We start from the raw sequence: 18,165 nt of genomic DNA, 5'->3' as shown, positions 1-18,165 counted from the left end.
CCCTAACCTGATCGGGCTCCCCCCGTGCAGGCATGACCGACGAACTCCAGCAGCCCCCCGTTCTCACCTTCGAGGACAAGCGCTACGACCTCAACAACCTCCCCGATGACGTCAAGGAGCTGGTGCGCGGGATGCAGGTGGCCGATGCCCAACTGCGGCTCCACGAAGACACCCTCAAGGTGCTGGTGGTGGGGCGGCAGTCGCTGGCCTCTCAACTCAACGAGCGGCTCAAGACGATCACCCCGATGCCCTGAGGCCAGGGGCCGTGGCGATCACTCGCCCAGGGCGCCCAACTCCTCGAAGCGGAAGCGTTGGTGGCTCGTGCCGCCTTCGGCTTCGGGGTCTTCGGTTTCGATCAGCCGCTCGGCCAGCACCCAGGGGCCGCCGTCGCCCAGGGGCACAAAGCTGTCGGTGAAGGAGCTGGCGCCACCCTTGGCGGCCCCGGTGGCCGGATCGCTGTAACGGCTGCTGTAGGTGTGGCTGAGGTAGCCCGCACCGGTGTCGGTGGTGCTGCCGGTGAAGATCGTCACCACCGTGCCGTGGATGTGGCGGTGCACCATCGTCACCACGTCGTTCTTGATGCGGTAACGATCACCGGCGTTCTTGCCGCCCACGATCACCTCCACGCCCACGTCATCGGTGTCGCCGGCGGAGAAGGTGTTGGCGCCATGGGTCTGCTCGAAGCTGCGGCGGACCCGGTGGATCGCCACCTCCCAGAGCTGGGAACCCACCGCCTTGGTGACCGCTTCGTCGTCGCAGCCCTCCACCTTGGCCTTGAGATCGGAGCTCACCTCAAACGTGCCCTGCTCGCGCCGCTCGCCCTGCTCCCAGATCCAGCGGCCGCGGTAGCCCCCGAACTCCGGATCCCAGGTGTAGCGGTTCTCGTAGGCGGCGCGGAAGGCCTCCCGCAGGTCGCTGCCCGGGGCGATCGGTGTTTCGGCTGCTGGGCTGTTGGCCTTAGACGCCGCCGGATCGAGGGAGAGAAAGATGGGCATGGGGGAAGCTCAAGCGTCCTGTAACCCTACCCAGCACCGCTCAGCTCAGCAGGGCTCAGGGCGCGGCCACGGGAGCGTGGATGTCCTGCAGGGCCCGGACCGTGAGGCTGTGGGTCGTCTGCAGGGCCGTGATCGCCTCCACCGCCGCCCGGGCCCCGGCCAGGGTCGTGACCGTGGTCACGGCGTAGTCGAGGGCGGCCCGGCGCAGGTACTTGTCGTCGTAGGCGGCCTGGCGGCCGATCGGGGTGTTGATGATCAGCTGGATGCGGGCCGAGCGGATCGCGTCTTCGATGTTGGGTCGCCCCTCGTGCACCTTGAGGATCGACTCCACCTCCAGACCGGCCTCCTGGAGCACCTTGGCGGTGCCGGTGGTGGCGATCAAGGCGAAGCCCAGGGCGGCGAGGCCGCGGGCCACGGGCACCAGGGCGAGTTTGTCGCGGTCGTGGGTGGAGAGAAACACCGTGCCACCGGTGGGCAGGGCCTCGCCGGCGGCCAGCTCGGCCTTGGCGTAGGCCATCCCGAAGCTGCTGGCGCTGCCCATCACCTCGCCGGTGGAGCGCATCTCCGGGCCCAGCAGCGAATCGGATCCCGGGAAGCGCTTGAACGGCAGCACCGCCTCCTTGACGTTCTGCATGGGCGGCACGGGCTCGCCCGTGAGACCCAGTTCCGCCAGGGTGCGGCCGGCCATCAACCGGCTGGCGATCTTGGCCAGGGGCACGCCGGTGGCCTTGGCCACGAACGGCACCGTGCGCGAGGCCCGGGGGTTGGCCTCGATGATGAACACCTCGCCGTCGCGCACGGCGAATTGCAGGTTGATCAGGCCGTTCACCTTCAGGGCCAGGGCCAGATCCTTGCTCCAGCCGCGGATCGTGGCCAGGGCCTCAGGCCCCAGCGACACCGAGGGCAGGGCACAGGCGGAATCGCCGGAATGGATGCCGGCGGGCTCGATGTGCTCCATCAGGCCGCCGATCACCACCTGGCCGGTGCGATCGGCCAGGGCGTCCACATCCACCTCGATCGCGTTCTCCAGGTACTGGTCGATCAGCACGGGGTGGTCGGGTTCCACCTGCACGGCTTCCCCCATGTAGCGGTTCAGTTCCTCCTGATCGAAGACCACCTCCATGGCGCGGCCTCCCAGCACGTAGCTGGGGCGCACCACCACCGGGTAGCCCACCCGCTCGGCCACGGCACGGGCCTCCGCCTCGCTGCGGGCCAGGCCATTGCGGGGCTGGCGGATGTTCAACCGCCGCAGGATCGCCTCGAATTGCTCCCGGTCTTCGGCCGTATCGATCGACTCAGGAGACGTGCCCCACAGCCCCGTGCCCGTGGCCAGGCCCTCCGGGCTGGCCAGCCAGCGTTGCAGCGGCAGGGCGAGCTTGAGGGGCGTCTGACCGCCGAACTGCACGATCACGCCTTCGGGCTGTTCGGCCTCGATCACGTTGAGCACGTCTTCGAGGGTGAGCGGTTCGAAGTAGAGCCGGTCGCTGGTGTCGTAATCCGTCGACACCGTTTCCGGATTGCTGTTCACCATCACCGTGGCGAAGCCCTCCTGTTGCAGGGCGAAGGAGGCGTGCACGCAGCAGTAGTCGAATTCGATCCCCTGACCGATGCGGTTGGGCCCACCGCCGAGGATCATCACTTTGCGGCGTGACTCCGGCTGCACCTCGTTTTCGGGGGGCAGCAGGGTCAAGGAGCCGTCGGCATTGAGATGCTCCAGGGGCCGCTCGTAGGTGGCGTAGTGATACGGGGTGCTGGAGGCGAACTCGGCGGCGCAGGTGTCCACCGTCTTGAACACGGCGTTCACCCCCAGCCCCTGGCGATAACGCCGCACGCTGAGCTCGTCGCTGGCGGTGGCCCAGGCGATCTGGCGGTCGGAGAAGCCCAGCTGCTTGAGCTCCAGCAGGGCCTCAGAGCTGAGCTGATCCAGGGAGCGGCCGCTCAGCAGGCGCTCCTGGGCCTCAACGATGTGGCGCAGCTTGGCCAGGAACCAGGGGTCGATGGCGCTGAGCTGGTGGATGTCGGCGTCGCTGCGGCCGGCGGCCATGGCGGCGCGCACGGCGAAGATCCGATCCGGCGCCGGGGTGCGCAGCAGGCGCTCCAGTTCGGGGGCCTCGATCGGCTGATCGGGGCGGTCGCAGCCCCAGCCGGCATGGCCCGTTTCCAGCGAACGCAGGGCCTTCTGGAACGATTCCTCGAAGCAGCGGCCGATCGCCATCGCTTCCCCCACCGACTTCATCGAGGTGGTGAGCACAGCCGGAGAACCACGGAACTTCTCGAAGGCGAAGCGCGGAATCTTGGTGACCACGTAGTCGATCGTGGGCTCGAAGCAGGCCGGCGTCTTGCCGGTGATGTCGTTGAGGATTTCATCGAGGGTGTAGCCCACCGCCAGGCGGGCGGCGATCTTGGCGATCGGGAAGCCCGTGGCCTTCGACGCCAGCGCCGAGCTGCGGCTGACGCGCGGATTCATCTCAATCACCACCACATCGCCATTGGCGGGGTTGATCGCGAACTGGATGTTGCTGCCGCCGGTCTCGACGCCGATCTCGCGGATGATCGCGATCGATTGGTCACGAAGGCGCTGGTACTCCCGGTCGGTGAGGGTCTGGGCGGGGGCGACCGTGATCGAGTCGCCCGTGTGCACCCCCATCGGGTCGAGGTTCTCGATGCTGCAGATGATCACCACGTTGTCGGCCAGATCGCGCATCACCTCCAGCTCGAACTCTTTCCAGCCGATCAGCGAGCGCTCGATCAGGATCTGCGACACAGGGCTCGCCTCCAGGCCGCTCTTGCAGAAGGCCCTGAACTCCTCGGGGTTGTAGGCGATGCCGCCGCCGGATCCGCCGAGGGTGAAGGCGGGACGAATGATGCGCGGATAACTGCCGATCTCCTCGTCGCCGACACGCTCGGCCTCCTCCAGGGTGCTCGCAATGCCCGACGGGCAGACGGCCACGCCGATGCGCTCCATCGCCTGCTTGAACAGGTTGCGGTCTTCCGCCTTCATGATCGCCTCGAGGTTGGCGCCGATCAGCTCCACCCCGTAGGTCGCCAGGGTGCCGTTCTCGGCCAAGGCCACCGCCAGGTTCAGGGCGGTCTGGCCGCCCATGGTGGGCAGCAGGGCGTCAGGGCGCTCGATCTCGATCACCCGGGCCACCACCTCAGGGGTGAGCGGCTCGATGTAGGTGCGATCCGCCATGTCCGGATCGGTCATGATCGAGGCCGGATTGCTGTTCACCAGCACCACCTCGAAGCCTTCGGCCCGCAGGGCCTTGCAGGCCTGGGTGCCGGAATAGTCGAACTCGCAGGCCTGGCCGATCACGATCGGCCCGGACCCCAGCAGCAGGATGCGACGCAGATCCGTCCGGCGGGGCATGGGGAAAAGCGGGGGCCAAACCTGCCCAGCCTCTCATGGTTGATCGCGGCACCGGCCGCTGCCGGGCGAGTCCACCCCTGTGGTCGCTAATCTGGTCCAATATCCATTCTGACGAACGTTCCATGAGCGAACTCCAGCGCCTGAAGGGGCTGCTGCCTCCTGAGATGCAGAGCTGGGTGTTCGTGGAAGCCGCCGCCGCCGCCGACCTGCCGCTGATCACGATCGAGGAGATCGGCCGTGATGAGGTGGAAATCCAGGTGGATCTGGAGAAATGGGACCAGCTGGCCCTGGATCACCGCAACCTGCTCTTCTGGCACGAGGTGGGCCGGGTCCAGAACGATGCCGTGCCCCGCGACGGTTGGGAGATGGCGGCCCTGGCCATCGGCCTGGGGGGCGATCGGCGAGCTCTGGGTCCAGGACGGCCTGCTGCTGGTGCTGGCGGCGGGGCTTTCAGGCTTCTGCCGGTTACCGCCTGTATCTCAAGAACAATTCCGAAAAGCGCCTGGCGGACGCCATCGGTGCCGACGAGCGGGCGATCGATCTGGCCACCCGTTTTGGTTACACCTTGCCCAATGCCTACAAGAGCCTGGGGGCGCCCTCAAGGAGCTGGTGGAGCAGAGCCGCAAGAAGAAGAAGCGGGCCTTCTATGAAGATCGCCTCGAGGCCCTGCGCAAGAGCGCCGGCAAGGCCCGCGCCGAGATGGCCCAGCAGCAGGGAAGCCGCCAGTCGGTCACCAGCGAGAACGTCTATGGATAGCCGGGAGCTGGCCCAGCTGGCGGCGGAAGCCTGTGATGACCGCAAGGCCGTCGACATCCTGCTGATCCGGGTGGACGAGGTGTCTTCCCTGGCCGACTGGTTCGTGATCGCCAGCGGGCTGTCGGATGTGCAGGTGCGGGCGATCGCCCGCTCGGTGGAGGATCGCCTCGAAACCGAGGCCGGCCGCCTGCCCCTGCGCAAGGAGGGTCAGACCGAGGGGCGCTGGCTTCTGCTGGATTACGGCGAGCTGATCGTGCACGTGCTCACCCCGTCGGAGCGCAGCTACTACGACCTGGAGGCCTTCTGGGGCCATGGGGAGAAGGTGCCCTTCGTGAGCACCGCCAGCTTGAGCTCGGCCAGCGTGAACCCCGAGGGCGCCCTTCCGGGCTGAGGGCTCTGTGGCCGAAAACATCCTCATCGATGATCTCTGCCCGGTGCCACCGGAGCAGCGACCGCTGGAGGAGTACGACCAGTTCTGCCGTTCCTGGTTCTTCCGCTGGCCCGCCACCAGCTCCCGCTCCCTGCTGCGGCCGCTGCTGGTGAGCTGGTGGGCCGCCCTGCCGCTCACCCTGCTGGTGACCAGCGGCAGCTGGGCCCTGCGCCAGGATCCCCTGCGCCTGACGGCCATCGCCGCCCTGGGCGCCGTGCTGATGCCCCTCGCCCTGCTGGTGCGCCAGTGGCTGGGCTGGCGGCACCTGTTGCTGCGCCTGCGCAGCGAGCGGATCGCCTACGAGGAATCCGGTTGGTACGACGGCCAGGAGTGGGAGAAACCCCTGGCCTGGCGCCAGCGGGATCTGCTGGTGGCCCGCCACCAGGTGGCTCCGGTGATGCGCCGGCTGGAGCTGGCCCTGGCGGTGCTGGCGTTGCTGCTGCTGCTCGGCACCGGCCTCTGTCAGGCTTTCTGAGAGGCTTCCGGTTCGATCGGGGGTCATCCCCCACGCCGCGCCGATGACCCTGTCCTCCAGCTTCGGAACTCCCCAGCGCTCCGGCGTCCCTCCTCTGGAGGTGCGTGTGCTGCGCAGCGGCATCGTCGAATCGGTGCACCGGGCCCATGCGGTGGTCTGCGACCAGCGCGGCCGGGTGCTGATGCGCGCCGGAGATCCCCAGCTGCTGAGCTTTGTGCGCTCGGCGCTCAAGCCGTTCCAGGCGCAGGTCTATGTGGGCAGTGGCGCCGCCGATGGGGCCGGCGCCGATGATCGCGGCCTGGCGATCGCCTGCGCCTCCCATGCGGGCACCCCTGCCCACGCCCGCGAAGCCTTCAAGCTGCTCTGGAGCGCCGATCTGGAGACGGAGCAGCTGCAGTGCCCGATCCCCCCGGCGGCACCAGCCCCCTGGAGCACAACTGCTCCGGCAAGCACGCCGCGTTCCTGGCCGCCTGCCGGCGGCTGCACTGGCCCCTGGAGAGCTACCTGCAGGTGGAGCACCCCTTGCAGCAGCAGCTGCTCAAGCGGGTGGGCGAACTGTTGGGCATGCCCGGCGCTGAGCTGGTGACCGCCCGCGACGACTGCGGCGCCCCCACCCTGCAACTGCAGCTGGCCCAGATGGCCCTACTTTTTGCTCATCTGGGGGCCTCCGAGCAGGCCGACCTGGAACGCCTCAGCCGGGCGATGCTCGCCCACCCCGAGCTCATCGCCGGTGAGGGCCGTTTCGACACCGAACTGATGCGCCGCGGCCACGGCCAGGTGGTGAGCAAGGGTGGCGCCGAGGGCATCCAATGCCTCAGCCGCGTCGGTGAGGGCATGGGGGTCGCGATCAAGGTGATCGATGGGGCCAGCCGCGCGAAGCACGCCGTGGCGCTGCATGTGCTGCGCCAGCTCGACTGGCTCACCCCGCTGAGCCTGGAGGAGCTGGAGCAGCGTTTTCTGGTGCCCGGCGAGGCCGTGCGCCTGGAGGTGGTGGGGGAGCTGCGCTTCGACGCCGCCGCGAGCCGCTAGGAGCGGGCCTGGCGCAGGGAATCCCACAGGGACAGCGCCAGCAACACGACCCCGATCAGGCCGCTGAGCCATTCGGGCACATGCAGGCCCCAGCGGGCGATCACCACCCCCGCCAGCATCAAAAAGCCCAGGGCGCCGATGGCGTAGTGGGCGCCGTGCTCGAGGTAGATCAGCCGGTCCAGGGCGCGCTCGCGCGTGAGCAGCACCGTGAGCGAGCGGATGAACAGGGCGCCGAGGCCCAGGCCGGTGAGGATCAGGGGTAGCTGGTTGGTGATCGCGAAGGCGCCGATCGTGCCATCGAGGCTGAAGGAGGCATCCAGCAGCTCCAGGTAGATCAGGCTGGCCACACCGCCATGGGCGGCCAGCCGTCCCATGGCCGCCTCGTCGCCGCCGAAGAACTGGGCCAGGGAGGTGCTGAGGATCTGCAGCACCAGGCCCACCAGGCCGCTGATCAGCACATCGCCGCGCAGCTCCCTGGGGAGGGCCAGGGCCACGGCCAGCAGCACCGTCAGGGCCAGGGCCACCTCCAGTGATTCGATCCGCCCTGCCTGGGCCAGCCTGGCCTCCAGCCGCTGGACCCAGTGCAGAGTCTTGGCCTCATCGAAGAAGTAGCGCAGGAACACCATCAGCAGGAACATCCCGCCGAAGGCCAGGATCCGTGGTTCGGCCAGCTCCAGCAGCTCACGGTAGTGGTCGGGATGATGCATGGCGGCATCGAAGGCCTCCCCCAGGCCCACGCCACCCGCCAACGCCACCAGTAGCAGCGGACCCATGAAGCGCACGCCGAACACCGGGATCACCAGCCCCCAGGTGAGGAAGAAACGCTGCTGGCCGGGGGTGAGCTCTTCCAGCACCCGCGCGTTGACCACGGCGTTGTCGAAGGAGAGGCTGATCTCCAGGGCCAGCAGCACCAGGGTGAGCCAGGCGGCGGTGAGGCCGCGGGAGACCAGCACGGCCCCCAGGCCGATCAGGCAACACAGCAGGGGGAACCGCACGTACTGGAAGTAGCGGGCCATGCCGTTGGCTCAGTTGATTGCCGAAGGGTACCCCTGAGGGATACGATCTTTGAGGCGACGCGGGGTAGAGCAGTCTGGTAGCTCGTCGGGCTCATAACCCGAAGGTCAGGAGTTCAAATCTCCTCCCCGCCACCAACTTCAGAGGTCGTCAATCGGCGCCCTCACGTCAACCCTCCGGCCCTTGGCCGGGGTTTTTTGTTGGCGTCTTGTTGGCCTGAGCTGCGGGCCGGCTGCGTTTACCAAGGCGTTCCCAGCAACTGGATGCCCGCCCAGAAGAAGGGGTGCTGCAGACCTGTGCTGATGCGACGTTGCTGGGACGTGGTCAGTTTGGAGAGGAGCACATCGCCCCCGGCCCCGATCACCTGATCGCGCACCAGGCGCATCCGGCCGTTCGCCATGGCGCGCCGGGTGAATTGCAGCGCCTCGGCCTTGGGAAGGCCCTGGTCCAGGTAGCGGTAGAACTGCACGAACAGCGCCGATGTGGCCACATCGTCGACGTACCAGAGGCTGCCGAGCGCACTGCGGGATCCCGCCTGGAGCGCCAACCCCGCGAAACCCAGTTCGCTGTCGGCATCGCCGAGGGCGGTGCGGCAGGCGCTGAGGCTGAACACATCCAGCTGACCCTCGCCGCGGCGTTGGCGCAGCTGGGATAACTGACGCAGGGACATCGGACCGGTGCCTGAGTAGAGGCGAGCTGCCGCTGGCCCGCCGGGCAGGAATTCAGCGTGGGTGGCGATGTGCACCCGATCGATCAGTGGATCGCCCGCCTTCTGGAGCAGCACTTGGGGCGTAAAGCTTCTGTTGAGGAAGCTCTGGTTCGCCTTGCCCTTGCCCACCCGGTCGAGCTCCTGGGGCACCAGAGGCAGGGCATTGAGGCCCACGAACTCGGAGGCCCCGGCCGCCAGCAGTTGCGGTTGGGCTTTCTCGGGCAGCACTGCCAGTTTGGTGAGCCCCAGGGCCGGCGTCATGCCAAGGCCATAGCGCTCACCCAGGTAGCTCTGGCCGTCGTGGAGGGAGGCATAGGGCACAGCCTGCAGCCCCGCATCGGCGGAGATCAGCAGCGTGGTGATCTTTTGCTTTTGCAGCTGCGCGGCAATCGGCTGGATCAGAATCGAATACAGCTGCCGAGCCGGTGAGTTCGGATCGTTGACATCCAGCGGCGATTGACTCGCCAGTTGGCCGTAGAGCTTGCGCAGCAGCTCGTTGAAGCGCTTGAGTGACACCTCACTGCGGGAGCCCTGCACCTCTCCATCCGGTGGAATCAAGGTCAGATCGAGGAAGGCATCCGCCTGGGGACTGGCGGTTTTCCCCTTGGCTTCGCTGAAGCCGATGCGCAGGATCGCCGGGTTGTACAGGGCCGAGTTGAAGGGGAGGTGCTCTCGGATGAACGGGCCAGCAGCTGTGCAGCGGCGCCTGGCGGCGTCGCCTGCGCCGCTGGGGTCGCCAGGGCTAAGCCCAGCAGCAACGGCAGCGAGACGGCCAGGGAACGGCTTGGTCGGTGGGAGTTGGGGTGGTTCATGGTTGGCCTGCTCGAATCCTTCCTCGGACCGCTTGGATCACGTCGCGCAAACTTTGCTGCAACTGGGAGGGGTCGGCACGGTTTGGCCGTCGGTGGGATCGAGACCCAACTTAGCGGCGGTTTCTTCCATCGCCCGCTGCTCATCGGCGTTGAACTGATCCTGCACCTGAAGGGGGTGAGTTGTTGCACAGCCCGATCAAACAGACCGAATGCATTGGCCGACAGGCTCAGCAGCGAGCCTTCGGGCCAACGGCCGGCGAAGGCCTGGGAGGGATACAGCTGTTGCTCGAGTTTCAGATAGAAAGCTGTTTCATCGAGGCCGGTGCCACCTGACGGTACCTTGATCTCAGCAGTGGTAACTCCTGGTGCTGCACCGGTCGCTTCGCGCAAAAGCATGATGTAGACCAAGGAATCTTGCTGGAAGGAGGTTCCGAGACGATCCAGGTCACGATCGACCGTAAGGGTGATGTCGTAGAGAGATCGTTGAGAACGTTCATTGAATAGATCCAAGCGTGCCCAATCCCAGATAGGAGTGATCGCCTCGTCTTGATACAAGAAGGCATCAGAGAAAAGGAACAGGGACTGGGTAAGGGTGATGGTGAGTGGATCGATGCCCAGTCGTTCCCATTGGGTCACGAGTGGAGAACCAGGGTCGGAGTAGTCGGTGGTGGAATCGATCAGGCCGGGTTGAATCGGATCAATCGTCTGGAGGAAGGTGACGAGCAGGGGGATGGTTGTGCTGGTGAGGGGCGCGGAGCTGCCCACGGCCACCCCGTTCACGAAAAGTTTGCCGCCCACGATGCTGGCGTTGTTGAGGATCGAGCCGCCGAAAAGATTGAAGGAGGCGCCGCTGCCCCCTACGAGCGAAGTGAAGGCATCGAGGCTCAAGGTGGCGGTGTTGCCTGAGCCCAGCACGATCGAGCCGCCACTGAGTCCAAAGACGTTGAGGGTGGAGCCACTGATCGCGATGTTGACGCCGTCGATGGTGATCGATCCGCCAAGGGCCGGTGGATCGGCGATCAGGCTGGAGTTGCTGATGGTGACGTTGCTGGGCAGGGCCTTGAGGCCGATCTGAATCGCACCGCCATCGTTGGTACCGGAGGTGTTCAAGCTGGTGCTGGCGAGGCTGATGCTGCTGCCATCGAGCTGCACGGTGCCGCCGGCACTGGCGCCGCTGGCATCGATGCGGGCGCTGAGTAGGGACAGGGGACCGCTGCTGTTGACGGAGATCAGAGCGCCGGGACTGGTGAGCGAGGAGCCGGCGGCAAGCTGAGTGGCGCCGCTGGCACTGAGGCTGATCGTGCCGCCGGCCGAACTCACCGCACCGCTGAGATTGAGGCCACCGGCCAGGCTGCTGAGGGTCACCGGCCCAACGGCGCCGACCCCCTGAGGTTGAGGTCGCCACTGGTCTGGGTGATCGAGACGCTGGAGAAGCCCGTTCCGAGGCTGCCGCCGCTCTCGGTGTAGCTCCCGTTGAGCGCCAGCGGCCCGCTGCCATTCACCAGCCCCCGGTTGAGCAGCGAGGCGGTGGAGAAGCTGCCGCCGTTGAGGCCCAGGCTGGCGCCGGTGCCCACGGTGGTGGCACCACTCACCGCCAGGGAGCCACCAGTGAGGTTGAGGCTCTGGTCGTTGAAGAGGCTTTGCAGGGTGGTGCTGCCGGCGGCGGCGTCGTAGGTGAGAGCGCCGCTGCCGACGGGGATCCTCACGGACGCCACATTGGCGGCGCTGGGCAGGGCATCCCAGTTGGCTGAATCACTCCAGTTCCCCGCCGTGCTGGCGACCCAGGTGGCGACGGGGCGGATGCTGATGTCGGCGCTGAGGGTGGTAGGAACGCTGGTGAGGCTGTAGTTGGCGGCATCGGTGCCGGAGATCCCCGCACCAGACACCGTGACGGTCTTTCCTGTGCCGACGTTGGGATCGGAGAAGGTCGAGGCGCCACTATTGAGTACTACGACGTCACCGGGCAACCGTCCGCCAAGGCTGGTATCAGACAGGGTGGCCGCGGTTCTGCCGTTGTACACCTTGTTCTCGGCGATTACTGAGGCGCCGGAAAGGGCGAGTTGGTTGATGTTGTAGTTGGGCGTTGTTGTTGCGAAACCAGAGAAGGAGTAGTTATTAGTATCAGCTCCAGAGAGTGTTGCGCTGGCGGACTGTGTGTAGGCGCCAAAGATGGGGTTGCCGCTTGTGCTGAGAGTTGAGGTATTGACGGCGGCGCTGGATCCGACGGCATCAAGGCCAATGATGTTGGAGAAGCTTACGGCACCTGGAGCGAGCGCCGAGCCGTAGATGGAGCTGCTCGCGGCAATGGCAGCGCCTGAGAGAGCGAGCTTGTTGATGTTGTAGTTGGGCGTTGTTGTTGTGAAACCAGAGAAGGAGTAGTTATTGGCATCAGCTCCAGAGAGTGTTGCGCTGGCGGACTGTGTGTAGGCGCCAAAGATGGGGTTGCCGCTTGTGCTGAGAGTTGAGGTATTGACGGCGGCGCTGGATCCGACGGCATCAAGGCCAATGATGTTGGAGAAGCTGACGGCGCCTGGAACGAGCGCCGAGCCGTAGATGGAGCTGCTCGCGGCAATGGCAGCGCCTGAGAGAGCGAGCTTGTTGATGTTGTAGTTGGGCGTGGCTGTTGTGAAGCCAGAGAAGGAGTAGTTGGCGGCATCAGCGCCAGAGAGTGTGGCGCTGGCGCTCTGTGTGTAGGCACCAAAGATGGGGTTGCCGCTTGTGCTGAGAGTTGAGGTATTGACGGCGGCGCTGGATCCGACGGCATCAAGGCCGACGATGTTGGAGAAGCTGACGACACCTGGAGCGAGGGCGGAGCCGTAGATGGATGTTCCAGCGGCGATGGCCGGCCCTGCGAGGGCGAGCTTGCTGATGGAGTAATTGGGAGTGGCTGTTGTGAAGCCCAAGAAGGAATAGTTAGCGGCATCAGCGCCGGAGAGGGCAGAGGCGCTCTGGGTGTAGGAGCCAAAGACGGGGTTATTGCTGATGCTGAGGGCGCCTGTGTTGACGGCGGCGCTGGATCCGACGGCATCAAGGCCGACGATGTTGGAGAAGCTGACGACACCTGGAGCGAGGGCGGAGCCGTAGATGGATGTTCCAGCGGCGATGGCCGGCCCTGCGAGGGCGAGCTTGCCGATGGAGTAATTGGGAGTGGCTGTTGTGAAGCCCAAGAAGGAATAGTTAGCGGCATCAGCGCCGGACAGGGCAGAGGCGCTCTGGGTGTAGGAGCCAAAGACGGGGTTATTGCTCGTGCTGAGGGCGGCTGTATTGACGAAGGCGCTGGAGCCGACGGCATCAAGGCCGACGATGTTGGAGAAGCTGACGGCGCCTGGAACGAGCGCCGAGCCGTAGATGGAGCTGCTCGCGGCAATGGCAGCGCCTGAGAGCGCGAGCTTGTTGATGTTGTAGTTGGGCGTTGTTGTTGTGAAACCAGAGAAGGAGTAGTTATTGGCATCAGCGCCAGAGAGTGTTGCGCTGGCGGACTGTGTGTAGGCACCAAAGATGGGGTTGCCGCTTGTGCTGAGGGCGCCTGTGTTGACGGAGGCGGAAGCCGTGACCAGTTCAGTTCCGACAATGTTCGATAGGTTGACGGCACCAGGACTCAGGGGCGATCCATAGGTCGAGTTGCCTGAGTTAATCGACGTGGCCGTCAATGGTCTGGCTGTAATTCCCCCGATCACTCCCGTAGCCGTTGAGCTGGCCAGCGAGTAGCCGTAAACGATCTGGGTGGGTGCAAGGGCGACACCAGCGACGGAGACGGTTTTGCCTGTGCCGACATCCTTTACGCCCACACCGGTGCCGGCGGTTGTGTATGCGCCAAGCACGGGGTTATTGAGTTGAACGGTGTCGCCATCGATCGCCCCACTGACGAGATAGTTGCCTGCACTGATCGGGGCATCCACGTTGCTGTCGTAGTTCTTGGTGGAGGCATTCACCAAGCTGACCGTGAGTGGGGCGGGGGTGAATCCGTAGATCACTCCTTTGCCGGCGGCTGCAATCGGTGTGGTGTCGTCGAAGGTTTTGCCGTATTGCTTGAAGTCGTAGTTGAGCAAGTTGGCATCCGTAGAGCGCGAATCCGCATAGACAAGCCAACCGTTGGGTGAGTTGAGGGCACTTGAACCGCCAGGGTTCAGGAACGAGCCTGCGCCGGCATAGAGCACCAGCGACCGGCCCGCATTGGGCAAGCCAGTCAGTGGACTGTTACTGAGCGCATTCAAGGTACCGTTGAGGCTGAGCCCATCCCGGGCATCCACGGTGATCAGGCCCGCGGTGATGTCCGTCAGGCTGACCACCCCAGCCGATGGTGGCACTCCCAGGGTGGAGGAAAACTGGCTCAGATACAACGCACCGGCAGCGGCACCGGCGGTGTTGGTGTTGAGGTCGATGCTGGTTCCCGCCGCCATGGTGACCGTCGCCAGGCCGGCATCGCGGAAGGTGGAAATGGCGGCGGGATCGTTGGCGATGAGGGTGAGGTTGGCACCATCAGTTCTGATGCTGGATTGCAGATCAATCGAGCGCCCGGCCTGGAGGGTGAGGTTGCCACCGGGGGCCGATCCACTCGTTCCGCCAGGGTTGTCGATGACGATGTCCGAGCCTGGCCTGAGCGTGATGTCATTGTTGGCCTGCAGCACCACGGCGGTGCCGGTGTTGGCCGTGGCGGTGATCAGGGCGGGGCTGATCCCGACATCACTGCCTGGGGAATTGGAGAAGTTGAAGGGATTGGTGAGGGCATTGGCCGTAGCGATCTGCAGCAGTCCTTCGCCGGTGCCGTAGGAGTTGCTGTTGATCACGAACCGGTCACCGCTCAGCGCACTGATGCCTGAGATGTAGAAGCAGCCATCCGAGCAGATAGAAACCCTGCCGTAGTAGCCATTCGCCTGTAGGCCTACGAGTGAATTGCTGCTTGTCACCACACCTGTGATGCCGCTGTTGCCGTTGCCCCACGTCACCGCTCCTTCGGAGGAGGGGGAACTGCTGGCTGCAGTGTTGCTCCAGTAGAAGCTGCTTACCACGAAGTTGCCATTGGCGAGAGCCGTGATGCCTCCAATGCCGACTTGATCAGCACTGGTACTTCCCACCAAGGAATTGCTGCTGCTCACCGCACCAGTGATGCCGCTGCTGCCATTGGCCCAGGTGACCGCTCCGGCGTTCACATTGGTGCCATTGTCCCAGGAGGAACTGGCTACCACGTAGTTGCCGTTGTTGATCAGGGCGGTCACCCCGTCAGAGCCCACGGCATCGTTGGTACTGGTGCCCACCAGTGAGTTGATGCCACTCACCACACCGCTGCTCCCGAGGCTGCCATTGCCCCATGTGACCGCTCCGGCATCCATAGCGGTGCCGTTGTCCCAGAAGGAACTGGCCACCACGTAGTTGCCGTTGGTCAGGGTCGTTATGCCGGCATTGCCTACGATGTCGAAGATGGTACTTCCAACGAGGGAGTTCCCAGAGCTGACAACACCACTGATGCCGGTCGTGCCACTGCCCCAGGTGACGGCTCCCAGTTGACTGGTCAGGGTGCTTCCGCTCCAGCTGGAGCTTTCCACGACGTAGTTGCCATTCGTCAGAACCGTGATGCCGGAACCGCCGACCCGGTCGTTCGGGGAACTCCCTACCAGGGAATTGGCTGAACTCGGTGTTCCGCTAGCCGCGCTACTGCCATTGACCCAGGTAACGGCGCCAGCGTTGAAGACACCGCTGTTGTCCCAATCGGGACTGCTGATCACATAGTTGCCGTTGTTGACAGCGGTGACGCCGCCACTGCCCACGGAATCTCCAAAGCTGCTTCCAATCAGGGAGTTGCTGCTATTCACAGATTGATTTCCACCCGCCAGCGGGTCGACCCAAGTCACAGCACCGAGGCTGCTACCTGCTGAGTTGGCCCACTTGGGGCTTGCAACGACGTAGTTGCCATTGCTGAGCTCGGTGATGCCGCCGCTGCCCACCTGGTCCTCGGCTTGGCTGCCGACGAGGCCTGAAAAAATTAAACCGGTAGATCCATCAAACTGGGCGACTGAACCCGCACGGGGTTTTGACGGGAAAAAAGCAGTTGTAATAAGAGGAGCGGGTATTGTGTAATTCGGACTGATGACGACGTAATTGCCGTTGGTCAGAGCGATCACCCCGCCACTCCCCATCTCGTCACCGAAGGAGCTACCCACCAGCGAGTTGGTGCTGCTCACGGCTCCAATGATTCCGCTAGAGCCACTGCCCCAGGTGACGGCACCCAGTGCACCAGAGCCCGTATTCCCCCATTGCGGGCTGGCCACCACGTAGTTGCCGTTGCTCAGTACGGCCAGATCACCGCTGCCCACGAGATCACCGGTGGCCGAGCCCACAAGCGAGTTGGCCGCACTGACCACACCGCTGATGCCGCTGGTGCCGCTGCCCCAGGTCACAGCACCGGCATTCGTGGCCGTCCCGTTGGCCCACCTGTAGCTGCGCACCACGTAGTTGCCGCTGCCCACCTCCGTGATGCGGCCAATGCCCACCTGATCAAAGGCCTGGCTGCCCACCAACGAGTTGGAGCTGGACACGGCTCCAATGATCCCGCTCGTGCCGCTGCCCCAGGTGACGGCACCCAGTTGGCTAGTCAGCGAGTTGCCCGTCCACAGGGGGCTGTAGATCAGATAGTTGCCGTTGGTGAGCGCGGTGACGCCGCCGCTGCCCACCTGGTTGTTGGGGAGCGTTCCTGAGAGGGTGGAGAGCAAGGCCCCCGTGCTGCCGTTGAACAGGTAGGTGGCGCCGGCATCGATGCCGAAGGCATCGTCGAAGGGATCGGTAGCGACGATGTTGCCGCTACTGAGCACCGTCACCTCCTGGGCGAAGTTGTCGCTGATTCCGGGGTTGGGGTCCACCAGCTGGGTGACGTCGTAGCCAATGGCATCGGCCGCGATCACGATGTTCTTCGGATCGAGCAGCAGGCTGCCCGGCGTGCCCTTGGGCGCCGAAGCATCGCCCATGCCTCCGAACAGGAGCTGTTCCTTGCCGGAGACCTCCAGCACGCCGCCGTCGCCGCCATTGGGGCCGCCCTTGGCGCTCACCGAGCCGCGGAAGCTGGTGCTCTGCTCCGACCAGACCACCACCTGGCCGCCGTTGCCCAGATCCGTGGCATCGGCCTTGAGGCTGCTGGCGGCGGTCACCGTGGTGCTGCTGGCGTTGGCGCCGCCCAGGCTCAGCGCTTGGCCCTGGAAGCCGCCGCCCACGCGCACGGCCCCGCCACCGCCGCTGCCGCTGGCATCGAGCTGGGCCGCCGCCAAATGCACTGTAGGGGCGCTGAATTCGATCGTGCCGCCCTTGGCGCCAGCGCCCGTGCCCAGGGCTGAGGCGGTGCTTGATGTGAACAGGCTCTTGCCCGCCTGCACGCTGATCGAGCCGCCAGCACTGGCGCCGCTGACGTCGAGCAGTGCGCCGGCGCTCTGCACCACCGCCTGGCCAGCGGTGATGGAAAGGCTGCCGCCGGCGCCGCTGCCGCCTTTGGCCTCGATCGGCGCCCCACTCACCACCGAACCCGCGGCGGCGATCGTGACCGAGCCGCCGTTGGCGCCGCTGGCGCTCAGGGCCGTGTTCTGCAGCACGGAGTGGCCGTTGATCGTGATACTGGGTGCCTGGATCCCGGCGGCCTGCAGCAGCACGTTGCCCCCTGGGCATCGAGCAGCAGGCTCTGGTCGACGGTGAGCAGGCCGCCGGAAAGGCTCAGATCGCCGTTGTTCTGCAGGCCGATCGCCGCCAGGCTGGCCGGATCGGTGAGAGCTCCGGCCGCCCCCTGCAGGGGAGCGCCGCTGAGCAACGCCGCCTGGCCGGCGGTGGTGCCGGCCGCATCGAACACCCCATTGCCCAGCCGCCAGCCGGTGGCGGTGCTGAGGTTCAGCTGCTGGATGTTGGCGAAACCGCCGGCGCCGCTGATGGCGATGCCGCCCGGGGAGAGCCAGAACAGGTTGCCGGGGCTAGAGAACGAGACAAGTTTGTCGATGAAGCTGCCCAGGGGGCTGGTCACCCCAACGAACACGTTCGAGGCGCCGCCGGTGGCGAAGTTCACACCCGTGATGCCGCCGCGGGTGTCGAAGGCCGAAAAACGGTGAAAAAGGTTGCTGCCCGCCGCCGTGCCGCCGCCCACCTGGCACAGGCCCGATGCGCAGCTGCCGCCCGCCATCCCATTCACCGCAGTGCCCAGGCCCAGGGCGCCGCCGGTGGCGCTCACCTCGCCCGCTGAAACCGGAACGCCGGCCAGGAGAGCGGCAAGACCGACCGCGAGGCCAGTGATCTTGGAACTCGATCGAAGCAGCGACCAGCGACTGGGGGGCAGGTAGCTGAGTAGCACGTTAAGCGCCATAGGCAGGCCAAGCGCTGATAGTAATTGTGAGTTCCAGGACCGACCTACCCGAACAGGCCAAAATTGACCTGCACTGGTAACAAGAACGACATTTTGCGGCACGTCCGCGCCCGCAATCCAGTCGGCGTCGCTTGATGCTCCTGCGCTGGAAGCATTTTGCGCGACGAGGTCGACGAACTGAGAATTGGCTGTGAATCGACCCCTCTCGTGCGCCTCTGCGCCCATGGGGCTGGCCTAACCTCGTCC

10 protein-coding genes, 1 tRNA gene and 2 pseudogenes are annotated in these 18,165 nt (G+C 65.5%); 6 read left to right on the top strand and 7 right to left on the bottom strand.

Going from position 1 to position 18,165, the window contains the following annotated elements:
* Window positions 1–32 precede the first annotated feature (32 nt).
* Window positions 33–254, top strand: coding sequence for a DUF6447 family protein (locus tag AAF143_RS11245; protein ID WP_255010294.1), 222 nt, complete (start codon window positions 33–35; stop codon window positions 252–254).
* 18 nt (window positions 255–272) lie between these two features.
* Here the strand turns inward: AAF143_RS11245 and AAF143_RS11240 are convergent, their stop codons facing one another.
* Window positions 273–995, bottom strand: a complete 723-nt coding sequence (locus tag AAF143_RS11240) for a DUF3386 domain-containing protein (protein WP_255010292.1) — start codon at window positions 993–995, stop codon at window positions 273–275.
* A gap of 55 nt (window positions 996–1,050) precedes the next feature.
* Window positions 1,051–4,365, bottom strand: a complete 3,315-nt coding sequence (carB, locus tag AAF143_RS11235) for a carbamoyl-phosphate synthase large subunit (protein WP_255010291.1) — start codon at window positions 4,363–4,365, stop codon at window positions 1,051–1,053.
* A 122-nt stretch (window positions 4,366–4,487) separates the two neighbouring features.
* Between carB and AAF143_RS11230 the strand changes: the two are divergent.
* The 4 genes and pseudogenes from AAF143_RS11230 (at window position 4,488) to AAF143_RS11215 (ending at window position 7,055) form a co-directional block, all read left to right on the top strand.
* Window positions 4,488–5,121 (top strand): annotated as a pseudogene (locus tag AAF143_RS11230) (DUF3318 domain-containing protein).
* Complete coding sequence (gene rsfS, locus AAF143_RS11225; RefSeq protein WP_255010287.1) at window positions 5,114–5,512, top strand: ribosome silencing factor; 399 nt, start codon at window positions 5,114–5,116, stop codon at window positions 5,510–5,512. The pseudogene AAF143_RS11230 and the gene rsfS overlap by 8 nt, the downstream one beginning before the upstream one ends.
* A gap of 7 nt (window positions 5,513–5,519) precedes the next feature.
* The gene (locus AAF143_RS11220) at window positions 5,520–6,026 is read left to right on the top strand and encodes a CGLD27 family protein (RefSeq protein ID WP_255010286.1); all 507 of its coding nucleotides are present in this window, start codon (window positions 5,520–5,522) and stop codon (window positions 6,024–6,026) included.
* Window positions 6,027–6,069: 43 nt separating this feature from the next.
* Window positions 6,070–7,055: pseudogene (locus tag AAF143_RS11215) on the top strand (asparaginase).
* Here AAF143_RS11215 and AAF143_RS11210 read toward each other — a convergent pair.
* On the bottom strand, window positions 7,052–8,071 hold the full coding sequence (locus AAF143_RS11210; protein WP_255010282.1) for a DUF475 domain-containing protein: 1,020 nt from the start codon (window positions 8,069–8,071) through the stop codon (window positions 7,052–7,054). The pseudogene AAF143_RS11215 and the gene AAF143_RS11210 sit on opposite strands and share 4 nt — an antisense overlap.
* A 58-nt stretch (window positions 8,072–8,129) precedes the next feature.
* Here AAF143_RS11210 and AAF143_RS11205 point away from each other — a divergent pair.
* Window positions 8,130–8,206 (top strand) — tRNA-Met (locus AAF143_RS11205).
* 101 nt (window positions 8,207–8,307) lie between these two features.
* Here the strand turns inward: AAF143_RS11205 and AAF143_RS11200 are convergent.
* Genes AAF143_RS11200 through AAF143_RS11185 form a run of 4 tightly spaced genes read right to left on the bottom strand, consistent with a single transcriptional unit; the run spans window position 8,308 to window position 17,919 of the window.
* Entirely contained in the window at window positions 8,308–9,315 is a 1,008-nt protein-coding gene (locus AAF143_RS11200; protein WP_414027037.1) for a CHAT domain-containing protein, read from the bottom strand.
* Window positions 9,316–9,338: 23 nt separating this feature from the next.
* Entirely contained in the window at window positions 9,339–10,955 is a 1,617-nt protein-coding gene (locus AAF143_RS11195; RefSeq protein WP_414027036.1) for a hypothetical protein, read from the bottom strand.
* Window positions 10,952–17,221 carry a YDG domain-containing protein gene (locus tag AAF143_RS11190; protein WP_414027035.1) on the bottom strand — a complete coding sequence of 2,090 codons (6,270 nt, stop codon included), beginning with the start codon at window positions 17,219–17,221 and terminating at the stop codon, window positions 10,952–10,954. Before AAF143_RS11190 ends, AAF143_RS11195 begins: the two co-directional genes overlap by 4 nt.
* A complete protein-coding gene (locus tag AAF143_RS11185; protein ID WP_414027034.1) occupies window positions 17,143–17,919 on the bottom strand; it encodes a hypothetical protein in 777 nt (258 codons plus the stop codon). Before AAF143_RS11185 ends, AAF143_RS11190 begins: the two co-directional genes overlap by 79 nt.
* Window positions 17,920–18,165: the final 246 nt, after the last annotated feature.

The sequence above is a fragment of the Cyanobium sp. ATX-6F1 genome, assembly GCF_047395825.1.
Classification (GTDB): Bacteria; Cyanobacteriota; Cyanobacteriia; order PCC-6307; family Cyanobiaceae; genus ATX-6F1.
The sequence above is the reverse complement of the archived record's forward strand: the minus strand, read 5'-3'. Positions and strand labels throughout refer to the sequence as shown.

What these genes read in the sequence shown, in the direction of transcription:
- AAF143_RS11245 (WP_255010294.1), top strand. Translation starts at nt 33, where the DNA reads ATGACCGACGAACTCCAGCAGCCCCCCGTTCTCACCTTCGAGGACAAG.
- AAF143_RS11240 (WP_255010292.1), bottom strand. Translation starts at nt 995, where the DNA reads ATGCCCATCTTTCTCTCCCTCGATCCGGCGGCGTCTAAGGCCAACAGC.
- carB (WP_255010291.1), bottom strand. Translation starts at nt 4,365, where the DNA reads ATGCCCCGCCGGACGGATCTGCGTCGCATCCTGCTGCTGGGGTCCGGG.
- rsfS (WP_255010287.1), top strand. Translation starts at nt 5,114, where the DNA reads ATGGATAGCCGGGAGCTGGCCCAGCTGGCGGCGGAAGCCTGTGATGAC.
- AAF143_RS11210 (WP_255010282.1), bottom strand. Translation starts at nt 8,071, where the DNA reads ATGGCCCGCTACTTCCAGTACGTGCGGTTCCCCCTGCTGTGTTGCCTG.
- AAF143_RS11185 (WP_414027034.1), bottom strand. Translation starts at nt 17,919, where the DNA reads ATGGCGCTTAACGTGCTACTCAGCTACCTGCCCCCCAGTCGCTGGTCG.